At 45.6% G+C, this 21,581-nt stretch carries 17 protein-coding genes; 9 read left to right on the forward strand and 8 right to left on the reverse strand.

Annotated elements, in window-relative coordinates; genetic code table 11:
- Nucleotides 1-34: 34 nt before the first annotated feature.
- Both ACXAD8_RS00325 and ACXAD8_RS00330 read right to left on the reverse strand, forming a co-directional pair.
- Complete coding sequence (locus ACXAD8_RS00325; protein ID WP_475223871.1) at nucleotides 35-472, reverse strand: MarR family winged helix-turn-helix transcriptional regulator; 438 nt, start codon at nucleotides 470-472, stop codon at nucleotides 35-37.
- Nucleotides 473-552: 80 nt separating this feature from the next.
- Nucleotides 553-1,413, reverse strand: coding sequence for a LysR family transcriptional regulator (locus ACXAD8_RS00330; RefSeq protein WP_475223873.1), 861 nt, complete (start codon nucleotides 1,411-1,413; stop codon nucleotides 553-555).
- 244 nt (nucleotides 1,414-1,657) lie between these two features.
- Here ACXAD8_RS00330 and ACXAD8_RS00335 point away from each other — a divergent pair, with 244 nt between their 5' ends.
- The 4 genes from ACXAD8_RS00335 to gcvP all read left to right on the forward strand — a co-directional run bounded on the left by ACXAD8_RS00335 (nucleotide 1,658) and on the right by gcvP (nucleotide 7,524).
- Complete coding sequence (locus tag ACXAD8_RS00335; protein ID WP_475223874.1) at nucleotides 1,658-2,455, forward strand: hypothetical protein; 798 nt, start codon at nucleotides 1,658-1,660, stop codon at nucleotides 2,453-2,455.
- A 451-nt stretch (nucleotides 2,456-2,906) separates the two neighbouring features.
- Entirely contained in the window at nucleotides 2,907-3,986 is a 1,080-nt protein-coding gene (gene gcvT, locus ACXAD8_RS00340) for a glycine cleavage system aminomethyltransferase GcvT (RefSeq protein ID WP_475223876.1), read from the forward strand.
- 77 nt (nucleotides 3,987-4,063) lie between these two features.
- A complete protein-coding gene (gene gcvH / locus ACXAD8_RS00345; protein ID WP_229527950.1) occupies nucleotides 4,064-4,453 on the forward strand; it encodes a glycine cleavage system protein GcvH in 390 nt (129 codons plus the stop codon).
- Nucleotides 4,454-4,620: 167 nt separating this feature from the next.
- Nucleotides 4,621-7,524: an aminomethyl-transferring glycine dehydrogenase gene (gene gcvP / locus ACXAD8_RS00350; protein ID WP_475223877.1), complete on the forward strand. Its 2,904-nt coding sequence runs from the start codon at nucleotides 4,621-4,623 to the stop codon at nucleotides 7,522-7,524.
- Between the two features lie 759 nt (nucleotides 7,525-8,283).
- Here the strand turns inward: gcvP and ACXAD8_RS00355 are convergent.
- Nucleotides 8,284-9,795, reverse strand: a complete 1,512-nt coding sequence (locus ACXAD8_RS00355; protein ID WP_475223879.1) for a Fic family protein — start codon at nucleotides 9,793-9,795, stop codon at nucleotides 8,284-8,286.
- 471 nt (nucleotides 9,796-10,266) lie between these two features.
- Between ACXAD8_RS00355 and ACXAD8_RS00360 the strand changes: the two genes are divergently transcribed.
- Nucleotides 10,267-10,515: a type II toxin-antitoxin system Phd/YefM family antitoxin gene (locus tag ACXAD8_RS00360; protein ID WP_475223881.1), complete on the forward strand. Its 249-nt coding sequence runs from the start codon at nucleotides 10,267-10,269 to the stop codon at nucleotides 10,513-10,515.
- Entirely contained in the window at nucleotides 10,515-10,844 is a 330-nt protein-coding gene (locus tag ACXAD8_RS00365; protein ID WP_475223883.1) for a type II toxin-antitoxin system RelE/ParE family toxin, read from the forward strand. Before ACXAD8_RS00360 ends, ACXAD8_RS00365 begins: the two co-directional genes overlap by 1 nt.
- 219 nt (nucleotides 10,845-11,063) lie before the next feature.
- On the opposite strand, the gene ACXAD8_RS00370 is transcribed toward ACXAD8_RS00365, so the two are convergent.
- From ACXAD8_RS00370 to ACXAD8_RS00380, 3 genes are all read right to left on the reverse strand, one after another.
- Nucleotides 11,064-11,348: a hypothetical protein gene (locus ACXAD8_RS00370; RefSeq protein WP_475223885.1), complete on the reverse strand. Its 285-nt coding sequence runs from the start codon at nucleotides 11,346-11,348 to the stop codon at nucleotides 11,064-11,066.
- The gene (locus ACXAD8_RS00375; protein ID WP_475223887.1) at nucleotides 11,348-12,658 is read right to left on the reverse strand and encodes a type II toxin-antitoxin system HipA family toxin; all 1,311 of its coding nucleotides are present in this window, start codon (nucleotides 12,656-12,658) and stop codon (nucleotides 11,348-11,350) included. The genes ACXAD8_RS00370 and ACXAD8_RS00375 overlap by 1 nt, the downstream gene beginning before the upstream one ends.
- Before the next feature lie 282 nt (nucleotides 12,659-12,940).
- On the reverse strand, nucleotides 12,941-14,059 hold the full coding sequence (locus ACXAD8_RS00380) for a Fic family protein (RefSeq protein ID WP_475223888.1): 1,119 nt from the start codon (nucleotides 14,057-14,059) through the stop codon (nucleotides 12,941-12,943).
- A 336-nt stretch (nucleotides 14,060-14,395) separates the two neighbouring features.
- On the opposite strand from ACXAD8_RS00380, the gene rhuM reads away from it, so the two are divergent.
- A complete protein-coding gene (gene rhuM, locus ACXAD8_RS00385; protein WP_475223890.1) occupies nucleotides 14,396-14,644 on the forward strand; it encodes a RhuM family protein in 249 nt (82 codons plus the stop codon).
- Here rhuM and ACXAD8_RS00390 read toward each other — a convergent pair.
- On the reverse strand, nucleotides 14,616-15,533 hold the full coding sequence (locus tag ACXAD8_RS00390; protein ID WP_475223891.1) for a LysR family transcriptional regulator: 918 nt from the start codon (nucleotides 15,531-15,533) through the stop codon (nucleotides 14,616-14,618). The two genes, rhuM and ACXAD8_RS00390, sit on opposite strands and share 29 nt — an antisense overlap.
- Before the next feature lie 184 nt (nucleotides 15,534-15,717).
- A complete protein-coding gene (locus ACXAD8_RS00395; protein ID WP_475223893.1) occupies nucleotides 15,718-16,626 on the reverse strand; it encodes an N-formylglutamate amidohydrolase in 909 nt (302 codons plus the stop codon).
- Nucleotides 16,627-17,103: 477 nt separating this feature from the next.
- On the opposite strand from ACXAD8_RS00395, the gene ACXAD8_RS00400 reads away from it, so the two are divergent.
- Together ACXAD8_RS00400 and ACXAD8_RS00405 are read left to right on the forward strand one after the other, a co-directional pair.
- Nucleotides 17,104-19,836, forward strand: coding sequence for a TonB-dependent receptor domain-containing protein (locus tag ACXAD8_RS00400; protein ID WP_475223895.1), 2,733 nt, complete (start codon nucleotides 17,104-17,106; stop codon nucleotides 19,834-19,836).
- A gap of 100 nt (nucleotides 19,837-19,936) precedes the next feature.
- Nucleotides 19,937-21,370, forward strand: coding sequence for a YfcC family protein (locus ACXAD8_RS00405; protein WP_475223897.1), 1,434 nt, complete (start codon nucleotides 19,937-19,939; stop codon nucleotides 21,368-21,370).
- The last annotated feature ends 211 nt before the right edge of the window (nucleotides 21,371-21,581 follow it).

Genomic DNA, 21,581 nt, shown 5'->3' on the forward strand with positions numbered 1-21,581 from the left:
ATTTAAGTTATCGCAATAACAATTGTTGCGCAAGTTAAATTTTGGAAATACGGTCTTTTAAGGTGAGCAATTGGCTTTTTAATGTTGCAACTTCTTCCAGTGAAATACCGCAGGTTTCAGCCAGACAGCGATTAACCGCCAATCCATCCTCTCTCAGTTGTTTACCGCGTTCGGTCAGGGCGATACTTAATGCGCGATCATCTTCTTTGCCTCGGATGCGTTTTACCAGTCCCTGAGACTCCATCCTTTTAATCACCGGAGTAAGAGAGCCTGATTTTTGTCCAAGACGTTGTGCAATAAATTTTAAGGTGACGCCATCCTGCTCCCATAAAATTAGCATTATGGTGTATTGAGTGTAGGTTAGTCCCAATGGGTCCAGGAGAGGTTTATATGCCTGAGTCATGGCCAGCGAAGTGGAATACAGGGCAAAGCAGAGCTGGTTATCCAGCGCCAGAGGATTTCGGTTACTCATCTTGATACACTAATAGTTATTGCGATAGCGTAGCAATCCATAGCCTGAGATTCAATGCGTAAATACTGTTCAACAGGCTTCTAATGGTTGAGGTTTACTGCAAGGCGGCTTTGAATAAATTCCGCCAGCTTGTCTACCGCATCCTTATTGCGCTGTCGACGCACAGTGAGCTGGATGGCAATCTTCCCCAACTGCGGTAAGCTGCTATCTTCAATAATACTGAGGTGATTAGGCACGGTGCTTCTGGCCAGTGCCGTGATCCCCAGGCCCTCCTGAATCGCAGCACTGATACCGGTGATGTCTGAAATGGTGTAGCGAATATGATGATGCAATCCCGCCTCTGTCAGGCCGGCTAATAATCGTTCCCGATACCGACAGCCTTCCGGGGCTACTACTAAGTCTACCGAGCTGTTGCGACGGGCGTGTTTATCTGAGCCCACCCATACCAGATCATCAGACAGGGTAAAATCGCTGGTTTCATTTTGGGTATCGGTGGCAATAGTTAGCAGTACATCAAACGGCGAGCTACGATGTTTTTGCAACAAAGAAGCACTAAGCGATGAGGTCACTTCCAGCGTAACATCCGGGTACATGTTATTGAATGAACCAATAATCGAGGGTAAAAGTTGCGTGGCGAATTCACTGGGAATGCCCAATCTCAGATTACCGCTGACCGGCTTTTGTGCAAAAAACTGAAAGATTTGGTCGTTTTGTTTAAGTAGTGGAACCGCCAGATCATAGAGTTTTCGCCCGGCGTGATTTACTACCTGGCGCTGCCCTTGTTTTTGAAACAATCGGGTGCCCAATTGCTCTTCCAGCTTCTTGATCTGCAAGCTCACCGCAGGCTGAGAGCGCCCCAAAACCTCACCGGCTCTGGAAAATCCATCCAGCTCCACCACAGTCACAAAAGTACGCAGGTTTTCCAGTGACAGTTGTTTCATCGCAAAATCTTCACCCAATTCAAGGGGTCAGAGTCCTTGAAATCAAAAACGGAGATTAATCATTTGTTTCAAGGGGTCAGTGTCCTTGAAAAAATAATGCAACGCCGGTTCAAGGACTCTGACCCCTTGAATGGCAGTCGGCAAAATTGTTAGCAATTGTACCAGAGGCTTTCTTTAAAAGTAGGGAACTTTTAAACTCAGCCCCACACTAATGTTGCGTTGCCAATAAAAACCCAAGGAACCCATGAAAAAGTCGTCTATTTTTACTGCCATAGCGTTGCTCGGATTCAGCGCTTTTGGCCACGCCAGTTCACTGGAACTATTACAACAGCGCCTTACTGAGTTGCAGGGTACAACGCCCATCAACGCGCAATTTAGTAATCAGGTTGAGAATATTCGAGGTGAAGGTAAAGATCAGCGCATCAGAACCGGTGAGGCGAGTTTGGCATTATCAGATGACGGCAGTGGCTTGCAGGTTCACTACTCTCAGGATTTGCTGGTTAAAGTAGAAGAAGAGCAACTGGCGAAAACTGAAAACGAAGAGATCAACACGCCCACTATGATGGCCCTGGAAAATCTCGATGCCATTGATTTTCAAAATATGATTTCGGCGGCAAATAGTTTAGAGCGCCTCATTTTAACCAGCGAATACGTGGGCGTGATGGCAACTGACGAGGTAAAGGAAGGCGAAACCGTACTGCAATTTGATTTGCCACTGGAAGCCATCATTGATGATAAACAAACACGCGGCTATGTGAACAAATTTGAAGGGCAGTTTTTAGTAACAGTGACAGAAGATGGCACGCCGCTGCGTTCTCGCATTTCTTTTAATGGTAAAGGCCGGGCTTATATCGTGATGAGTGTCAGCGCCTGGATGGAAAGAGAAACCCAATATCAACTACACGGCGATAGATTGTTGCAGGTAGCCAGAGACGGAAAGGGCGGGTTTAGTACTTCCTTTTTCCCGGATACCAGTTGGTCAAATTCACAATTACTGCAATTACCGGAGCAAAGTGCGCCAATTCAGCTCAGTGCCAACTGAGCGAGCGTTTCAAGAACTCTGACCCCTTGAAGTGAGCGTTTCAAGAACTCTGACCCCTTGAAAAAAGAAAAAACGTCTGGTCTGTGCCGGACGCCAAAAAGCTCGCAGTTAGCAGTGTGTCACTTATATTTTCATAACCTTGGTTAACGTATTATCTTGCGTGCTTTTTTATTCGTTTAAAAAATAGACGAACACTGACCGCTATTTATTCCTCCTATACTATTTTTATTTCAATAGATTGCGCTTAATCCTTCTTACGCTGGGGTTTTTATTCATTTTTGAAGCACTATTCGATTTATAACTATTAAATAGTTAAATGTCATAGCTTTAATGTATTTAAAAATATTATGAGTGTATTTGTAAAAGCAATTTGTTGCCTGCCGCTTAAGCGCCTATAATTTGCGCCACTAAATGCCCTCAAGCAAAGCAGAATACAACGAGAGAACAAGCCATGCTGCAAACAACTCCGCTACATGCCAAACACCTTGAATCCAACGCTAAGATGGTGGACTTTCACGGTTGGGAAATGCCCCTTAATTACGGTTCACAAATCGAAGAACATCACGCTGTGCGTCAGGACGCCGGTATGTTTGATGTATCTCACATGACTATCGTGGATGTAAAAGGAGCTGAAGCTAAAGCCTACCTACGTTTTCTGTTGACTCACGACGTTGATAAATTGCAGGTAGCAGGCAAAGCGTTGTACAGCGGCATGCTTAACGAAGCGGGCGGTGTAGTAGACGACCTGATTGTTTATTACTTCAACGAGCAGGATTATCGCGTTGTGGTTAACTCTGCTACCAAAGAAAAAGATTTAAACCACCTGAACAAGTACGCTGAAGGTTTCGACGTATCTATCACTGAGCGTCCTGAGCTGGCGATGATCGCGGTGCAGGGGCCAAATGCCAAAGAAAAAGTGGGCAGCATTTTATCTGATGCGCAAAAAGCAGCCGTCGAAGGCATGAAAATGTTTTTCGGTGTTCAGGCAGAAGACTTATTTATTGCCACTACGGGTTACACAGGCGAAGCAGGCTACGAAATTATTGTGTCTGAAGGCCAGGCAGCAGCATTGTGGGACAAGCTTTTAGCTGCAGGTGTAAAACCTTGTGGTTTGGGTGCACGTGATACCTTGCGTCTGGAAGCAGGCATGAATCTGTATGGTCAGGATATGGACGAAACTATTTCTCCTCTTGCCGCTAACATGGGCTGGACAGTGACCTGGGAACCGGAAGACCGTGACTTTGTAGGCCGTGCTGCGTTAACCGAATTAAAAGCTACCGGTAATGAAAAGCTGGTGGGCTTGGTGATGACTGAAAAGGGCGTTCTGCGCGCAGGTTTAAAAGTAAAAGCCGAAGGCGGTGAGGGCGTTATTACCTCAGGTACATTTTCACCTACTTTAGGGCACAGTATTGCGATGGCACGTGTACCTAAAACCGTTGGCGACACAGTTGAAGTGGAAATGCGCAAAAAGTGGGTTACAGTAAATGTGGTAAAACCCAGTTTTGTGCGCAACGGTAAGTCAGTTTTATAATTTAACTTTTGCTAAACTGAACCGTTATAGAACCGATTAATTCATCAAATTTTTAAAGAACTATCCGAGGAAAAACAATGAGTAACATTCCTGCTGAATTACGTTATGCCACTACTCACGAGTGGGTTCGTCCCGAAGGTAATGGTGTCTTCACTGTGGGTATCACTGAGCACGCCCAGGAATTATTGGGTGATATGGTATTTGTCGATCTGCCAGATGTAGGTGACGAAGTCAGTACCGGTGACGACGTTGCGGTTGCAGAGTCTGTAAAAGCAGCTTCTGACGTATACGCACCAATCAGCGGCGAAATCGTAGCAGTTAATGAAGACCTGGAAGATTCTCCAGAGCTGGTTAACTCCGACCCATACGGCGACGGCTGGTTATACAAAATCAAAGCCGAAGACGAAGCCGAAGTGGAAAACCTAATGGATGCCGAAGGCTACGAAGCCAGCATCGACGAAGATTAATCGTCAAGTGATTATGGGTCAGAGCCGTTTTTAAACATCTCTGGCCCTTTTTCTTAGTAAGCGCGTAAAAGAATGACAAGGTCAGAGCTACTTTTTAAATGGCTCTGACCTTCAAATTTGAAACTTTAACAAAACGGGTCTGACCCATAGGAAACTGAAGTAGCATCATGTCTGAGCAATCTCTCTCATTATCTCAATTAGAACAAACCGAAGATTTTATTCGCCGCCACATTGGCCCAAGCGAGGCTGAAACCGCCGAAATGCTGGCCACGGTGGGTGCAGAGTCATTGGACGATTTGATGCAACAAACGGTGCCTGGTTCTATCCGTTTACCTGAACAGATGGACGTGGGAAAGGCGGTAACTGAAGCGCAGGCGTTGGCTAACCTCAAGCAGGTCGCTAAAAAGAACAAGCTTTTCCGCTCTCACATCGGTATGGGTTACAGCGATGTGCTGGTCCCCAACGTTATTTTGCGCAACGTACTGGAAAATCCAGGTTGGTACACAGCTTACACGCCTTATCAGCCTGAAATCGCCCAGGGCCGTTTAGAAGCACTGTTAAACTTCCAGCAACTCACCATTGACTTAACGGGTCTTGAGCTGGCTTCTGCGTCACTGCTGGACGAAGCGACTGCTGCAGCTGAAGCGATGGCACTGGCTAAACGCGTTTCCAAAAACAAAAAATCTAATACCTACTTTATTGCGGACAACGTACATCCGCAAACTATCGACGTAGTTTGCGCCCGTGCTGAAATGTTCGGTTTTGAAGTGGAAATCGCCGCTGCTGAAAAAGCCGCTGACGGTGATTATTTCGGTGCCTTGTTACAATATCCCGGCACCACTGGTGAAATTGCCGATTTATCCAGCCTGATTGCTGCCGTTCAGGCCAATAAAGGTATCGTGGCGGTTGCTGCGGATATCATGAGTTTGGTACTGCTGAAAGCGCCTGGCGAGCTGGGTGCTGATGTTGTGTTGGGTTCAGCACAGCGTTTTGGTGTACCGATGGGCTATGGCGGTCCACACGCCGCATTTTTTGCCACCAGTGACAAACACAAACGTTCACTACCTGGCCGTATTATCGGTGTTTCTAAAGACACCCGTGGTCGTCCCGCACTGCGTATGGCGTTGCAAACCCGTGAGCAACACATCCGTCGCGAAAAAGCAAACTCCAACATCTGTACAGCACAGGTATTGTTAGCCAACATGGCGTCGTTTTATGCGGTATACCACGGTCCAGAAGGCCTGAAAACTATCGCCAACCGTATTCATCGCTTTGCTGACATTCTGGCTGAAGGTTTAACTCAAAAAGGTTTCGAGCTGCGCAACGACACCTGGTTTGACACTATCAGTGTTAACGTCAGCGAAGAGCAAAAAGCCAGCATTATTGCTAACGCGTTAAATGCCGGAATTAACTTAAGAACCGACGTAGACGGCGCTTTGGGTGTGAGCTTTGATGAAACCACCACGCGCCGTCACGTGGAAGAGCTGTTCAACGTATTCTGTGGTGAAAACCACGGTCTGGAAGTGGGGGCACTGGATGCACGCATTGTGTCTCAGGGCAGCAAATCAATTCCTGAAGCGCTGAAGCGTACCAGCGATATCCTGACTCATGAAGTCTTCAATCAGTATCACTCAGAAACTGAAATGCTGCGTTACATCAAATCTCTGGAAAACAAAGACCTGGCGCTGAATCACTCTATGATTTCACTGGGCTCATGTACCATGAAGTTGAACGCCACTGCCGAAATGATCCCGGTAACCTGGCCAGAGTTTGGTAGCGTTCACCCATTTGCACCAGTCGATCAGACTCAGGGTTATCAGGAGATGATCACCGAATTGAGCAACTGGCTGATTGAAATTACCGGTTACGACAACCTTTGTATGCAACCAAACTCAGGTGCTCAGGGCGAATATGCTGGTTTGATTGCGATTCAGAAGTATCATCAAAGCCGCGGTGATGCTCACCGTGACATCTGCTTAATTCCAAGCTCAGCACACGGCACCAACCCAGCTTCTGCCAATATGGTTGGCCTGAAGGTGGTAGTAGTTGACTGTGATAAGAACGGTAACATCGACATGGCAGACCTGAAGGCCAAAGCCGAAGAGGTTAGCGAAAACCTGTCTTGTATCATGGTGACATACCCGTCTACCCACGGTGTTTACGAAGAAACCATCAAAGAAATTTGCGACATCGTGCACCAGCACGGTGGTCAGGTGTATATGGACGGTGCCAACATGAACGCCCAGGTTGGTATTACTTCGCCTGGCCTGATTGGCTCAGACGTTTCCCACTTAAACCTGCACAAAACCTTCTGTATTCCACACGGTGGTGGCGGCCCAGGTATGGGACCCATTGGTGTTAAATCCCACTTAGCGCCATTTTTGCCAGACCACGCTGTAATCAATGTGGTAGAAGGCAACAAAGGCAATGGTGCCGTTTCGGCAGCGCCATGGGGTAGTGCATCAATTCTGCCAATCAGCTATATGTACATTCAGATGATGGGTAGCGAAGGCCTGAAAAAAGCCACTGAAATGGCCATGCTAAACGCTAACTACATCGCCAAGCGCCTTACCGGACACTATGAAGTCTTGTACCGTGGCCGCAACGACCGCGTAGCTCACGAATGTATTATTGATTTGCGTCCGCTGAAAGAAGCCAGCGGTGTGACTGAAATGGATGTGGCCAAACGCTTAAATGACTACGGCTTCCACGCGCCAACTATGAGCTTCCCGGTAGCGGGTACGCTGATGATTGAGCCCACTGAATCTGAAGCCAAAGCCGAACTGGACCGTTTCTGCGATGCCATGATCAGCATCCGCGAAGAAATCGCCAAAGTGGAAAGCGGCGAATGGGATGCCATCGACAACCCACTGCACAATGCACCACACACCCTGGCCGACATCTGCGACAGCAACTGGAACCGCAGCTACGACCGACAGCTGGCCGCTTACCCAGCCGAAGCCGTGGCCCGCAACAAGTTCTGGCCAACGGTTAACCGCATCGACGACGTATTCGGTGACAGAAACCTGATATGTAGCTGCCCGAGTGTAGAGACGTACAGAGAAGAATAAGTGATACGTGACTAACTGCAATTAAAATTTTGAATACGAAAAGGTGAACCAGAGATGGTTCGCCTTTTTTTCTGACTAGTCATACCAATTCCAATAAACATTTGAACACTCAGCGCAGACTCAGGGACATTAGTTCGAGGCGTGCGAATGAAATAATACTGGTGGTCTTGTGAACTTCGCACAACAAAGAAATAATGTTCCTGAGGCGCGTCTTCGATGGGTTTGAAACGCATTTATACTGTGTTGGATGTTTTTGATTTAGCCCACTCGACCTTCAAATATCCTCCTTGTCTACCAAATGCTGACTGGAACAGCATAGAACAGCTTTAGCTGGCCTGCGAAGCAGGTGAGCTACATGGATGTAGTGAATAAATGCGTTTCAACTCCCACTGAGCTGGGTAAATGTTTATTGGAATTGGTATAACTTTAGAGTTGCAGAGGAAATCTGCTAAGTGAATCAAGAGAGTTCAGTCATTTGAATTATAAATGACATACTAGAGATAATTGGACTCCCCCGACCCAATAATTCAGGTAATATTAAAGTTTCCACACAAAAATATTCAGGAGTTCAACATGTACAATATTAGCGCAGACGTTAAGGGAGTAGTTCAGGTAAGGAATCCCTGGATTGTAAGGCGTGACGGTCAAGCACAGCCTTTTTATAATAAATGATGCCACCCAACTTAAACCATTGTGTCATATAGAGAAAAGCTAAACATTAAACCAAAACTGCCAAACGTTGCGATAACCAGCCCTTTGTTAAAGTAGCGATGCCAAGAACTGTGTAAAAGGCACAATATCCTGTTCGACGCTGGCCGCTTCCAATGCTTGCATATATTCAATTCGACGTTCGACAGGTACCACTGTCCAAGGGTAACCGCCTGAGGCCATCATTAAATTCATAATAAATCTGCCCATCCTGCCATTTCCGTCAAAGTAAGGGTGGATGTAGACGAAAATGAAGTGCCCCAGTACCACTCTGACGGCTGCATTTTCCTCTTCTGCGAGCAAGTCGAAGAGTGTCGGCATCATGTCGCGAACCGCATCTCTGCTTGGTGGGGTATACATAGACTGGCGAATATAGACAGGCCCTGACCGGTAACCGGCCAAGTCAGACTGTTTAATAATACCGGCGGCCACACTTGGGCCAAATAAGGCGAGATACCAATCGCTGTGCGTCTGTTCCAATACGCTCCCAGGGTTCTTGCCTTCTAATACTGCTAACACGTCTTTTTTAACTTCCTGAAACGCATCCCAGTAGCCTTTGGCAGCCATGGCATCTAAGTGTCTTTTACTCTCGTCTGAATCTTCAACTCGCCAGTTGCCAGAGCGAATCTGCTCGATCAATTCGCGAGTCACCCGATAGCCTTCAATGGACAGTGAGTGGTAGGCGTCTGTGACGTATTTATCTTCCACTTCGGCCATGTAGGTTTCGACGTCGACGCTTTGTTGTATTTGTTCAGGGAAATGTGCGATAACACTTTCGCGCATTTGGGCCCACATCAGCCGTATGCGGTTAACGTAGGGCGAGACATCGCGACGACCAAATCTCACCTGCACCTTCTCTGCGAAAGGATCTTCTTCCTGCACTTTCAAATCAGCCGCTTGCATGCCCTTTAAGATATTGTCAGCAATCAGATCTCGGCCAATATTTCTAAAAGCCCCAACTAATCGGCCTGCAATCACACTGTGATTACCGGCGAGTAAAACCGACAATACGTCGGATGCATCTGTCACCATCGATAAGGCGGTACGCATTTGGATGGGGGCATTTTGAAACTGATTCGCAGAAGAATGAACAAGTGCTGCCGCCAAGCTATAAACATTAAGGCCTTCCAGGTTTTCAATATATTCTGAGGCTGGTAAATTCAACCTGACATCAAAAATCGAGGTGTTGTGCAAAAAGGTAGTGGGTTTATTATTGCCTTTGGGCGATCGTACGAGCAGTTGCTGAGGCACGGTTCTATCGCCGATATGCAGACTAAGTGATTGTTCAGCTGATAGGCACCAGGAATTGTCGAATCGCTCCGAGAAATAAGCGCCGCAAAAATCCCAAAAAGAGGTATACCAAGACGTACTGTCTCCCGGCTTTTCATCTGGCATCGCCGGTATGTACCAGCCCCGAATAACTTCGCGAATAAACCCATGCTTCAATAGCCGCTCTCGGTGCACTCTGCTGAGTTGTTTTGACTGGATGGCAACAACCCCTGACCCTTGAAGTTGTTGTAATTGTTCAAGCGAATTCGCTAGTTTTTGTGATATGTCATTCATGTTCGCTCCCACTACCACTTAGGATACTTACCAGTTATCACATTCATCTATAGGTTTTAGTGTTTTACCATTTATAGGCTTTGATGTCATTCAATTTATAGGTTTTATTGCTTTTTTGTTTTTAGGCTTTAATGCTCATTAGCTTGAAGAGGGTATACAAGAAACATAGCTCTCCTGCTATGGCCGCAGGATGTGTTTTGGCCAACGGTTAACCGCATCGACGACGTATTCGGTGACAGAAACCTGGTATGTAGCTGCCCGAGTGTGGAGACGTACAGAGAAGAATAAGCTATACGCTTATTCGAAACCTTCAAAAAACCAGGGCCATTTAACCCTGGTTTTTTATTGTGGCTGATTTATAGCCACCAATCATGAATTAACAGAAATGCTAGTTCGTTTTGGTTGAATCATTCGATTTGAACTATTCGTATTGTGAGTTAGAATGTTGGAAATCCTATTGGGAGCTTTTTTATGATTAGCCTGAATGCCAACGAAGCCAAAACCAACTTCGGTAAAATGCTATTAAAAGTGCAATCTGAGCCGGTAGAAATCAAGAAGAACGGAACCGCAGTAGCAGTTGTTCTCTCAACAGAAGAATATAACCGTATGGAAGCGCTAAAAATGGAACTGGTCAAATCTCGCTTTGAAAATATTGACGAGGATGACCTTCAGGAAGGCAATAGCTTTCTGGATGAGTTGGATTCCGGGAAATACGACTAGTGGGAGACATCCCTTTTTTACTGCGAGGCCATGCCAGGCGGGATTTGGAATCAATTCGTCAATATACCATTAGAAAGTGGGGCCAGCCTCAGTGGTTAAAATACAAGGAAATTTTGCGCAACCGAATGCAATCTCTGGCAAATAATCCTGAATTGGGATTATTGATTGAAGAAGTCTCCAGCAGTGCATACCGTTTTCCCGACGGCAAACACGTATTCTATTACCTCAAGCGGGATAATGATGTGGTCTTCGTGGGCATCTTATCTAGCAACCTTGCCCCTGAGAAGCATCAGGCTCGGATTAAAAGTATTGATTCTGATATCAGTTAGTAATAGTAGGTTTTTAGTAAGTTAATTATTGGGTAAGCTATATGATATATATAGAAATATTTTATATTTAGGCGACCAGGCAGGCATCAAAAACAAAAAAACGACTTTAGCAGCCGTTTGTCAGTTTCGAATGAAGTTTGTGTAACTTAATTAAAACTTTTGACTGACTAAGGAATTAGCTTATTGGTTTGAAAGGTGAGCCTGATGTGCTCGCCTTTTTTATAAGCATCTTTTCAGGAACTCAATATCAGGGCGAATCATCACAGGTTTTAATTTAAATGGGGCGAAGGCTTTGCTTACGATTGACTCAGTCGGCTCCCCCTGATCCCTTTCGATATCAACAAGCGCATTCCTGCCAATACCTACAAGGCTACAGTAACGGGTTTGATTCATACGAAGAATGTCTTTTCGGAGTGTTCTCAATAACTCACCTCTGGTGAGTTCACCGCGTATATGGGAGGCGATGAGTGTTGTTAGCTTATCTTCCAGATTTGATGCATCCATCACATTACCCCCCAGTTTTGAAGTTGCTTGTCGAGTGTTCTGTATCGAGCTGATGGAGCGTCAAGAATACTCAGTGGCACACCACGGGCTTTCAATCGCTCATACAGTCCAATTAATGACGTGGCTTTTTGCTTTAATGCTTCCAGGACAATAGTGGGGCTAATCCCATCAAGGCTGGCTACAATTTGGGGAAAATCATATTCTCCGCCGACTTCAAGTGGTTGTCCCCAGGTTGTTGAACGGGTAATAACCTCTGGGTCAAATTTCATCGGAGCGAAGTCATAGACGGGGGCTAGCTCAATGTCTTGCCCCCGTTTGATAACAGACATGTTTCGGCCATGGTTGTCTGTGTTTGAAAATGCAATGTTTAGCAGATCACGCCAAAGATATTCGATTGCAAACTGGTTATGGTCTTCTTCTGAGCAGCAATTCAGTACCTTGCTCAAACAGTTGAATACATCCTGGTGCCGTAAGCTACCTTCGGCCTTTTTCATCAGTGAATAGATAGACTCCAATCCATGTTGAGCGCGCTGGCCATTATTGCTTTCTATATCGAAGCGCGGTAACCAAAGGCTAGGGCCATGTTCACTTTCAATGAGTTGCATATGTTCAGTGTCGATGGTTTCGACCCCGATAGCATGCAGTTCCTGGTAGAAATGGTATTCAGCTCTCAGTATGTCTTTGTCTATGTCAGTTGCTTTTCCACGTGGAAACTTAACCAGATATTTGATGCAACCCTGCACATCATCAGTTTGTAAGGTGTCTATCCAAATCTGATCATCATGATCCCGGGAAAGTAGCAGTTTTGGGGCTTCTCCACCCGCACCTGTGGCACCGCCGCTGGCAGCGCCAAGCTGCTGGGCATATGTCAGGAAGTCATTGTTTTTACTGGCAACATCTTCGGTGCTGAAATAGATCTGCTCTATATTATTCGAGGCTTCTTCTACACATTCCTTTATTCTAAGGTTACCCACAGGGGCGATGACTGCATGTTTTAACAGCGCAAGCTTTTGTTCATAGATGGGCAAATCGGCAATACCTAACTGTTTTACCCACCACCGGCGGCCTGCACCTGCGGGTAATATGTCTTCCAGGTAACCAAACCAAGGCCTTTGTCGAAAAGTTTCAGCTAACTCAACCGGGCAATTAATGCTGCACGCTGAAGCGCCAACCTCATTGAAGTGTTCAACTGCGTATTCAAGACGATAAGCTGTTGTTTGTTCCACGATGCTATCTGTTTCGTGCACTTTAATATTCGCAGCATCTTGCCACATGCCATCAGTATAAATTTGCAGTGTATAATTAAGCATACTGTTTGCTTTAGTAAACATTATGCTCTGATTTAAGCATTAAATGTTTGTTTTGGCAAACAATATGGTGCCAGATTGGCATTTTTTGTTTATTAAGCCAAACATTTTGGCCTTACGTTATTGCTGAAATGACGCGCGTGGGGGCGGGCGGTATCCCGCTCTATTTATAAGAGAAATATTAACTTGAAGAAGCGAAACACATAGATTCTCATAAGCAAGAATTCACAATTGTATGGTCGTGGCCAAAACGCTACTTCAAAGTCATTTTAAAACCAGGACCATTTAGCCCTGGTTATAAGCGATCGGTTTTATCAGTTGATAGCGGGTGCTGCGGCCAGCGCCAGATTTTTGCAAACAGCGCTTTTCTACCAGCGCGGCCAAATGACGTGTGGCCGTCGGTTTACTCACCTTAGCTACTTTGTGATATTGCGAGGTATTGATGCCATCAGCAAAATCACCGTCCAGCATTCTGTTGAGCACTTTTACCTGCTCTTTAGCTAATTGGGCAATATCGACACTGCGCCAAAAGTTGGTTTTAAACACTGTGCGTTCTATATCTTGTAATACGCCATCAAAAGTGGCATCGAGTGTGTTGAAAAACCAGGTAAGCCAGGGCGTGATATCCAGATTGTTTCTTTGGGTTTGTTCCAGAATTTCATAATATCTTTTCCGGTTCTCCATGATGCCTACCGACATGGCATAAAAGCGCACCGACTGTTGCTCTGCTTGCGCCAGCGCTAAATCTGTTAGCAATCGCGTTATTCGCCCATTACCATCATCAAGCGGATGCAGGGTTACAAACCACAGATGAGTGATGGCAGCACGTAACAAGGGATCGAGGTCATTGTCTTGCCTTGAGTCGTTAAACCACTGAATAAATTGCTTAAGGTCTTTATCAAGACGTTCTCGTTCAGGTGCTTCAAAGTGCACTACTGGTTTATCAATTCTACCCGATACCACTTGCATGGGAGAATCTCCGCGTAATCGGCCACCCTCGACAGGATTGAGCAAAGAATGGCCTTCTGGGAACAATCGCGTATGCCAGTATAAAATACGCTCAAGGGTTAATGGTGTATCCAGGTTATTTACCGCATCCAGCATGATCTCTGCAAGGCCGTCGGTTTGCTGCGTAGTCGGGAAGGGCTTTTCTTCAGTTAATCCCAGTTTATTTGCCAATGATGAACGGACAGAGAATGCGTTTAGTTTTTCTCCTTCAATAGCGCTGGAGTGAACGATATTGGCCAATAGTGTATCCAGCATGGATTGTACAGGCTGTATCGACTGACTACTCATCTTGCCCAACATCACGCCTTGTTTAAAACGCGCGTCTCTGAGCAGTGCATCAATAGTGCTCTTATCCCATTTAAATGACGGCCAATCAGCCTGTTGCCATATCCACATATACCACTCTTGATGCGATTAATTTATTAATCAAATCATATTGTGATGTGATTTTAATGATTAATCAAATCAAAATATGATTTGATTAGGGCTGTTATTCACATCAATTAATTTGGAATTTATCGTTTATGGGGTACTGTAGAGGACCTTTTTGGGGAGTACATGAAGTTCACCTTTGAAACCAACGAAGCAGTAGCGAATTTCGACGAGTTACTGAAAAAAAGTGCAATCTGAATTCGTAGAAATTAGAACAAAAGGTAATGCTGTTGTCCTATCGGCCGAAGAGTACAACCGGATGGGAGTGTAGTGCTTAAATAAACTCGGACACCAATTTAGGTGGAAAAGTCAACCAGAGATGCAGTTGTTGCAATAATTGCAACAACTGCTGAGCACGAGAAAGACTATCAGTTGGTTCACCACAGGCTGGATGTCATCATTTCAGTAGGTTATAGGGTTAAATCTCAAAAAGGTATGCGATTTCGTCTTTGGCTATTAAACGCTGAGTTTTTTAAAAGGTGCTCGGTTGCTCGTTATGATAAACAGTACCGCGTTGATTTTAAGGTCCCACTTTCCCCTTTGTTTTAAACTCCGACAGGCAGAATTTTAAAAATGATTCGGTAAGGCGGCTCATTTTACCCTGTTCAGAAGTGGCGAAGCCGTAGCTGTATTTGATGGTGGGCAGCAAGGGGCGGGCTACGAGGCCGTCGTTCAGGTATTGCTGTGCCAGTAGTTCATTGACCAGGGCGATACCCAAGTCTTTTTTGGCGAAGCTACAGGCGACGGCGACAGTATGTGCTTCGAGGATGATTTTCATGCGGGCATTGAGCTTTCTGAATTCCACGTCGATGCGCTCCCGCGAACTTCTACCTTTGCCCAGTACGATCAGGTTTTGGCCCCGTAGATTCTCAATGGAGATCTTTTCCAGACTGGCCAGTGGATGGTCTTTTGACAACACACAAACCGCCTTACTTTCAATTAATGGTTCGGTCTTTATGCCGGGATGTTCTTCGGGTAATTGTACAAAACCGCAATCAACCGAGCGTCTGGCTATCAGCTCTCTGGCGGAGGCCGGGCTTTGTGTATCCAGTACAAACTTTACCATTGGGTTATTCACGATGAACTTGGCGATTATGTCTTGTAGCGGACCGGTGATAAAGGAGCTGGGGGCAACAATTCTCAAGGTTCCCGAGTTGGAGAAAAACAGATTGTGCGCCAGCTCTGTCAGGCGGTTGGCACCATTGAGGAATAAGGTGACTTCCTGATAGAGAATATGGGCTTCTTCGGTGGGCAGTAAGCGACTTTTTTCGCGATAAAACAATTGAAACCCCACAACTTCTTCCAGGCTGGCCAGTTGTCGGCTGATACCAGGTTGTGTTAAACCCAGAACACGCGCTGCTTCAGTTGCCGAACCTGTCTCTACGATGGTGGTAAAGGCTTCCAGACTTTTGAGGTTTAAGTTGCTGTTTAGTTTCATGAAAGTCTCGTGATTCGTTCTGCTTTTTTGGTGTTTGGGATTCCAGCCTTTGTCGATGTTAAGTGATATGCCGGTATCCAGCAATGCATTAATCAAGAATCGCAGAGTCAGATTTTTATCGGTTTATTCCTCTTGTTATCCATCAGGGGAAAGCGCCTTATTAAACCGCTTTTGGGTTACATTGTTATGATATTGCCTGTTTTATATAGTTTGCAGCTTGCTGTAAAACGTTATTGATATCAGCTTTGAGAGCTTCGTACTCAGCCTTCTTGCTGAACGCTTGTTCGTTCATGTACAGGGCACGGTTTAATTCGATTTGCATCGAATAAATACGGTGTTGGGGATCAGAATAGGCTTGTACCAGGTAGCCACCTTTGTAGGGATTATTTAATGCAACCTGATATCCCAGTTCACGAAAGTGGTTAGCCATTAAATTGATCAGCGCCGGATCACCCGTAGCGCCGTCTCTGTCGCTAAGCACAATATCTGCACGCGGCAGGCCCGCATCAATATTCATGGCATTGCCGATGGATTTCATGGAGTGGCAATCAATGTGCCAGGCAGCACCAAATCGTTGTTTGAAGCTGGTTAGCTTGCTTTCTATCGCGTTGTGATAAGGGAAGTAATAGTCATCAATTCTGCTTTTTACTTCCTGGGCGGACAGCTTTCCCTCACTGACAGGAATGCCAGGCAATGCAAACTGACGGATAAGCCCCATGCCCCTTGTGCTGTATGCGGTAGGGTTAATATCCAGTCCACTTGTTGCAGCGTTGTCGCTGAGTAGTTCGGGATTAATATCGTCGTACTTGCGATTCAAATCAATCACCATTCTGGATATGTGTTGATGGATAATGGTGGCGCCAAAATAGCTACAATCACCAAATAGCTCATCTATCCAGGCGTCCCATCCGGATAACAGTGCGTTGTTAGAGGCACTGGTTTTAAAGTTATCGGGTAAAACACGGCCGCTGTGTGGACTGTCAATAAGCAGCGGAATGACAGATTGGTCAGTTTCAGGTGGGATGATTGCAAAGCTCTTCATCCCCTCATTCAATTGGGGATTACTACTGTCTTGAATAACACTATTTTCCATTTGCTACTACCTAACTAAAATGTCTTACGCAACCTTATCCAGGTGTTTTAGTCATTCCACACTGAGCGTTGTCAGGTTATTGTTGTAGCCTGCAACAGATGCTTTTTCAGTGTCGATAACTGCGTGCATACCAGTATTTTTATTAAAGAAAAGCACTGGTTGTTAATCGTACTAATTAGATTAGCTGTCTTATATCTCTATTCAATAATATGATTATTTTAGATTGGTGCATGACAAATAGTTATCACCTGTGTTGCTTGGATTTGAATATTCAACGTGAGCAAGGTTGGTGTGGTGGAAAAATAATATCCATTTTCAGTGAGCTTAACTTGAGTAGATATAGCTGTTGATGTATGACAAAAAGTTATCAGTGTATGATGTAAATTAATTTTATTGCATGAGGTTTTTGCGTTTTCTATATTCGGTTTAATCGGTGAAACGAACAGAAAAACAACACAACCAAATCGGAGTTAGAAAATGAATGTACGTAAACCTCGGTTGAGTATCATTGCCCTGAGTATTTTGCTGGGATTAAACAACAGCGTATTCGCTCAGGAAAGTACTTCTGCTGCTGAGCATGGTCAAAACCATGAAGATGCACCAGAGCGGGTTCAGGTGACAGGAAGCCGCATCAAAAGAAGTAGTGACTCACCCAGTCCTGTGCAGGATATTTCGCTGAAAGATTTGAATCAAAAGGGTGTTGTTTCTCTGGGAGAAATTCTGCAGGAGTTACCCTCAGTGGGTGCCAGTCTGAACGGCAATGGTTCAGCGGGCACCAGTCATGGTTCAAGTAGTTTGAATTTGCGCAGTTTAGGTGAAAACCGCTCGCTGATTCTGGTGAATGGTCACCGGTGGGTAAATGGTGCCGGTACCAGGGGTTTTAGGGATTTTGTAGATTTAAATACCATTCCTAAGGCGATTGTAAAGCGGGTTGAAGTGTTGCAAGACGGCGCTACCGCGATTTACGGTGCGGATGCTATTGCCGGCGTAATGAACATTTACACCCATGATGAATATGTGGGAGCCGAGATCTCAGCTTATTATGGCGAAACCAGTCATGGTGACAAAGAAACGCTGAACCTGGATATGCTTTGGGGCAACGACATCGGTGATGCCAATGTACTCTTTTCGGTGAGCTATTCAGACAGTGAGCCGGTTTATACGCAGGATCGGGAACTAACAGCCGTTCCCCTGAACGGTTTATCATCTGGAACCCCGGAAGGGCTTTTCAGAGAAGCTAATTTAGCATCAGTTTTAGATTTCGAGATCCCAACACTTGGGATCACCAGAAACGCTGGTCAGGATGGCAATGATCTGGACTCCTGGCGAGCGGCTACCTCAGATGACAGGTACAATCGCTACCACAATAACTATGTTGTCGGGCCACAGGAGTTGTTTTCTACCTACCTGCAAGCCATCATTCCGTTTGAAAGCACTGAACTGCGTATTGAAGCACTGTACAATCGTCGTGAATCTGATCAACAGTTTTCCCCGGTATTATCATCGATAAGAGGCTCCAGAGGGTTCTCCATTCCCAACAATCCACTGGTTAACCCATTTGGTGTGGAGTTTAGTGGCAGTGATTTTCAGCATACCTCCTTTATTACTGAAAATGATTATCGGGTTAATGCACAGGTAGTGGAAACGCTGCGTTTTGGTGTTGGCCTTGAAGGCGAGGTGGACCTGGGCGAGTTTTGGAGCTGGGATGCGTTTTTGTCGGTGGCCAGTAACAAAGGTGAATTTACTTCAAACAACCAACTGCATTTAGATAAATTGGCACTGGGTTTACAAGCCTGTGATGCGTCCGCTTTTGATGTTGATGTAGGCAGTTTGGCCCAGGGTTGTGTACCGATTAATTTGTTTAATCCGCTGTCTGATGACGTGATTGATTACATCAACTTTACCGGAAGAGACGAAAACGAAGCAAAACAACTGGATTTTACCGCTAACATCTCAGGTGTGTTGTTTGAGTTACCCGCTGGTGAAGTAGCCCTGGCGGCCGGTATCGAATATCGCCGGGAAGAAGGTGTGGATACCCCAGACAGTACCATTAACGCTACGCCGCTGCTCAATACCTACCGAACCACCTCTTCATCGCCGCGCTACGGTACAGATGGCAGCTACAATCTGAATGAAGCCTATGTCGAACTGGCTATCCCTTTGTTGCGCGAAGCTACCATGGCAGAGTATTTAGAGTTATCTGTAGCAACCCGATATTCAGACTACAGTACCTTTGGTAGTACCACGAACAGTAAAGCGGGTATTCAATACAAGCCCGTCGAAGATGTTTCTTTGCGTGCCACCTGGGCTGAGGGGTTCAGAGCACCGTCAATTCTTGAGCTATTTGAAGGGGAGCGCTTTACTTTTTCTGCGGTAATTGATCCTTGCTCCGGCGATAATTCCTCGGTGGGGTGTGCAGGTGTACCCGCTTCCTATGTTCAGCCTGATTCCAACGTGCAATTAAGAACCGGGGGCAATCGTTTACTGCAACCTGAAACGTCAGAAAACATTTCCTATGGTATCGTTTACGAACCCTCGTCAATTGATGGTTTTAGCGTTACCCTGGACTGGTTTGATATTGAAATCGATAACTCTATTACTACGGTGGGAGCACAAAGTATTCTGGACACCTGTGCCAATACCGGGCGGGCTTGTGATTCTATTACCCGTGATGGCAGCGGCGAAATCTTGGAAATCATCGACGGTCCTATCAACCTCAACAGCCTGAAAGTGGCTGGAGTGGATAGCGTTATCCGCTATACCGATTCATTTTGGCAGGGTGACTGGGATTTCAGTTTAACCATTTCAAAGTTAAGTACTTATGAAGAAACCTCGGTACTGTCTGATGGTTCAACCGTGGTGGATGACAAGTTGGGACAAGCGCGCAGCCGCGAATCTTATCCTGAATGGCGCAGTTCATTCTCGACTAGATATGAGAGAGGGCCTATGACGTTAGCTTACTCGCTGCGCCATATCGGTGATACAACAGAAACCTTCCAGGGTGAGGAGCTGCATATAGGTACTACCGTGTATCACAACATTAATGCAGTATATGAGTTTGATGAGCAATGGACGTGGACTGTAGGGGTGAACAATATCGGTGATAAACAACCACCTACATCCAGAACCAATGCCAACATTAATTTTGATCAAAACACTTACAACGCCATTGGTCGATTTATGTATACCAAGGTGAGTTATCGCTTTTAAAGCCGAGACCACTGCGGGTGGGTTATTTTAAACCCATCCGCAAAGTTTCGTTTTGTGATTTTAGATAGTTGTTTTAAATATCCCGGGTGGGTGTATTGATATGAGTGAGATTTCCCTAATGAAAAGTCAAAGTGCCGTTGATACTGACAATCAGGTAGCAAAGGAGCCTTCTGTAAAAGGAAATCCGCTGGTTATTCTGTTGTTTATTTTACTTATTGCCGGTGCGCTCACTTACCTGGTGGACTCGGGGAGATATCAACGCGACGGTAAGGTGGTTATTCCCGGCACCTTTCAGCTCGTTGAAAAAGATACTTCCATAAGCCATTTATTGTCGGTGAAGGATAGAGAGGATACTGAGGGCGCCACTCCGGCCAGTGTTGCCGACCTGTTGCAGGCTATACCCAAAGGGCTGGATAAGGCCTCCGGACTTATCTTCATGGTGTTAGTGATTGGCGGCATGTTTGGCATCCTCACATCATCAGGCGCTATTGATAACGGTTTACACAAGCTTATCGGGCTGGTTAAGGGCAACATATTTGCGCTGACCATCATTCTGATGACGGTTTTTAGTTTTGGCAGCACTATGCTGGGGTTGGCATCTGAGTATTTGTTAGTGATCCCCATTATGGTGGCGCTGTCCAGAAAGGTTGGGCTGGATCCCATATATGGTTTTGCTATTTTGACTATTTCAGTGAAGGTGGGTTACATCGCTTCTATTCTTAATCCGCTGCCACTCACGATTGCACAACCGCTGGTGGGATTGCCCATTTTTAGCGGGGCAATGCAGCGCAGCATATATTTTGCGGTGTTTCTGGTACTGGGTGTTGGCTTTATGATCTATAAATTGCGCAAAGCTAATTCAGCTTCTCAGATAAGCATAGATACACCTCATTTTTCCATTCCGTTTCGCCATTTGTTGATGCTGGCAGTGATGTTTATCAGCATTATCTTTTTGGCCATAGCCTCCAATCAATGGCAATGGAAGCATCAGGAAATCACCAGTTACTACATTCTGATCAGTATTCTTTTGGCCCTGATCAGTGGTTACAAGCCATCGGAAGCCGCTGAAGTGTTTGTTGAGGGCATGAAAAAAGTGCTGTTGGCCAGCTTTTTAATTGGCGTAGCTTCGGCAGTGGCAATCGTGCTAAGTGATGCTTATGTGTTGGATACCATAGTGAACTGGATGTCTGGCTTCATTGGCGAAGGGAATAAATACGCCGCTGTTACCGGTATGTTTGTTAGCCAGTTATTACTGGATGTGTTGATCCCATCAACATCCGGACAGGCGGCCGTAAGTATTCCAATTCTGAGCCCTTTGGGGCAACTTTCTGGTGTTACTTCTCAGCAAACCGTCACAGCGTTTTTATTTGGTAACGGCATTACCAATTTGCTGACCCCCACCTCTGGCACCCTGTTGGCTTATCTGGCCACGGCGGGCATTTCATGGACACGTTGGTTCAAGTTTGTATTGCCCTTGTGGTTTATCTTCTCTGCGGCAGCCGTGGTGCTGCTCTGTTTAGCTGTTAGTTATTAGTCTTTTGATGAGCGCAACTTGCTTTGTGTAAGCGAGTTTGCGTTTCCTCTATTCTGACATTTTATATCATGTAATGGTAAGAGCACCGCCGTGAATTAAACGGGTAGGTGTCGTACAAACCACCTCATGAGTCAGGGTTTGGAGGCTATTAATTAATCGTATATTATTGCTTTAAGACTATGATTATTTAATATTTTTCTTGTGATTGATG

Source organism: Planctobacterium sp. AWH2_060, assembly GCF_056158425.1.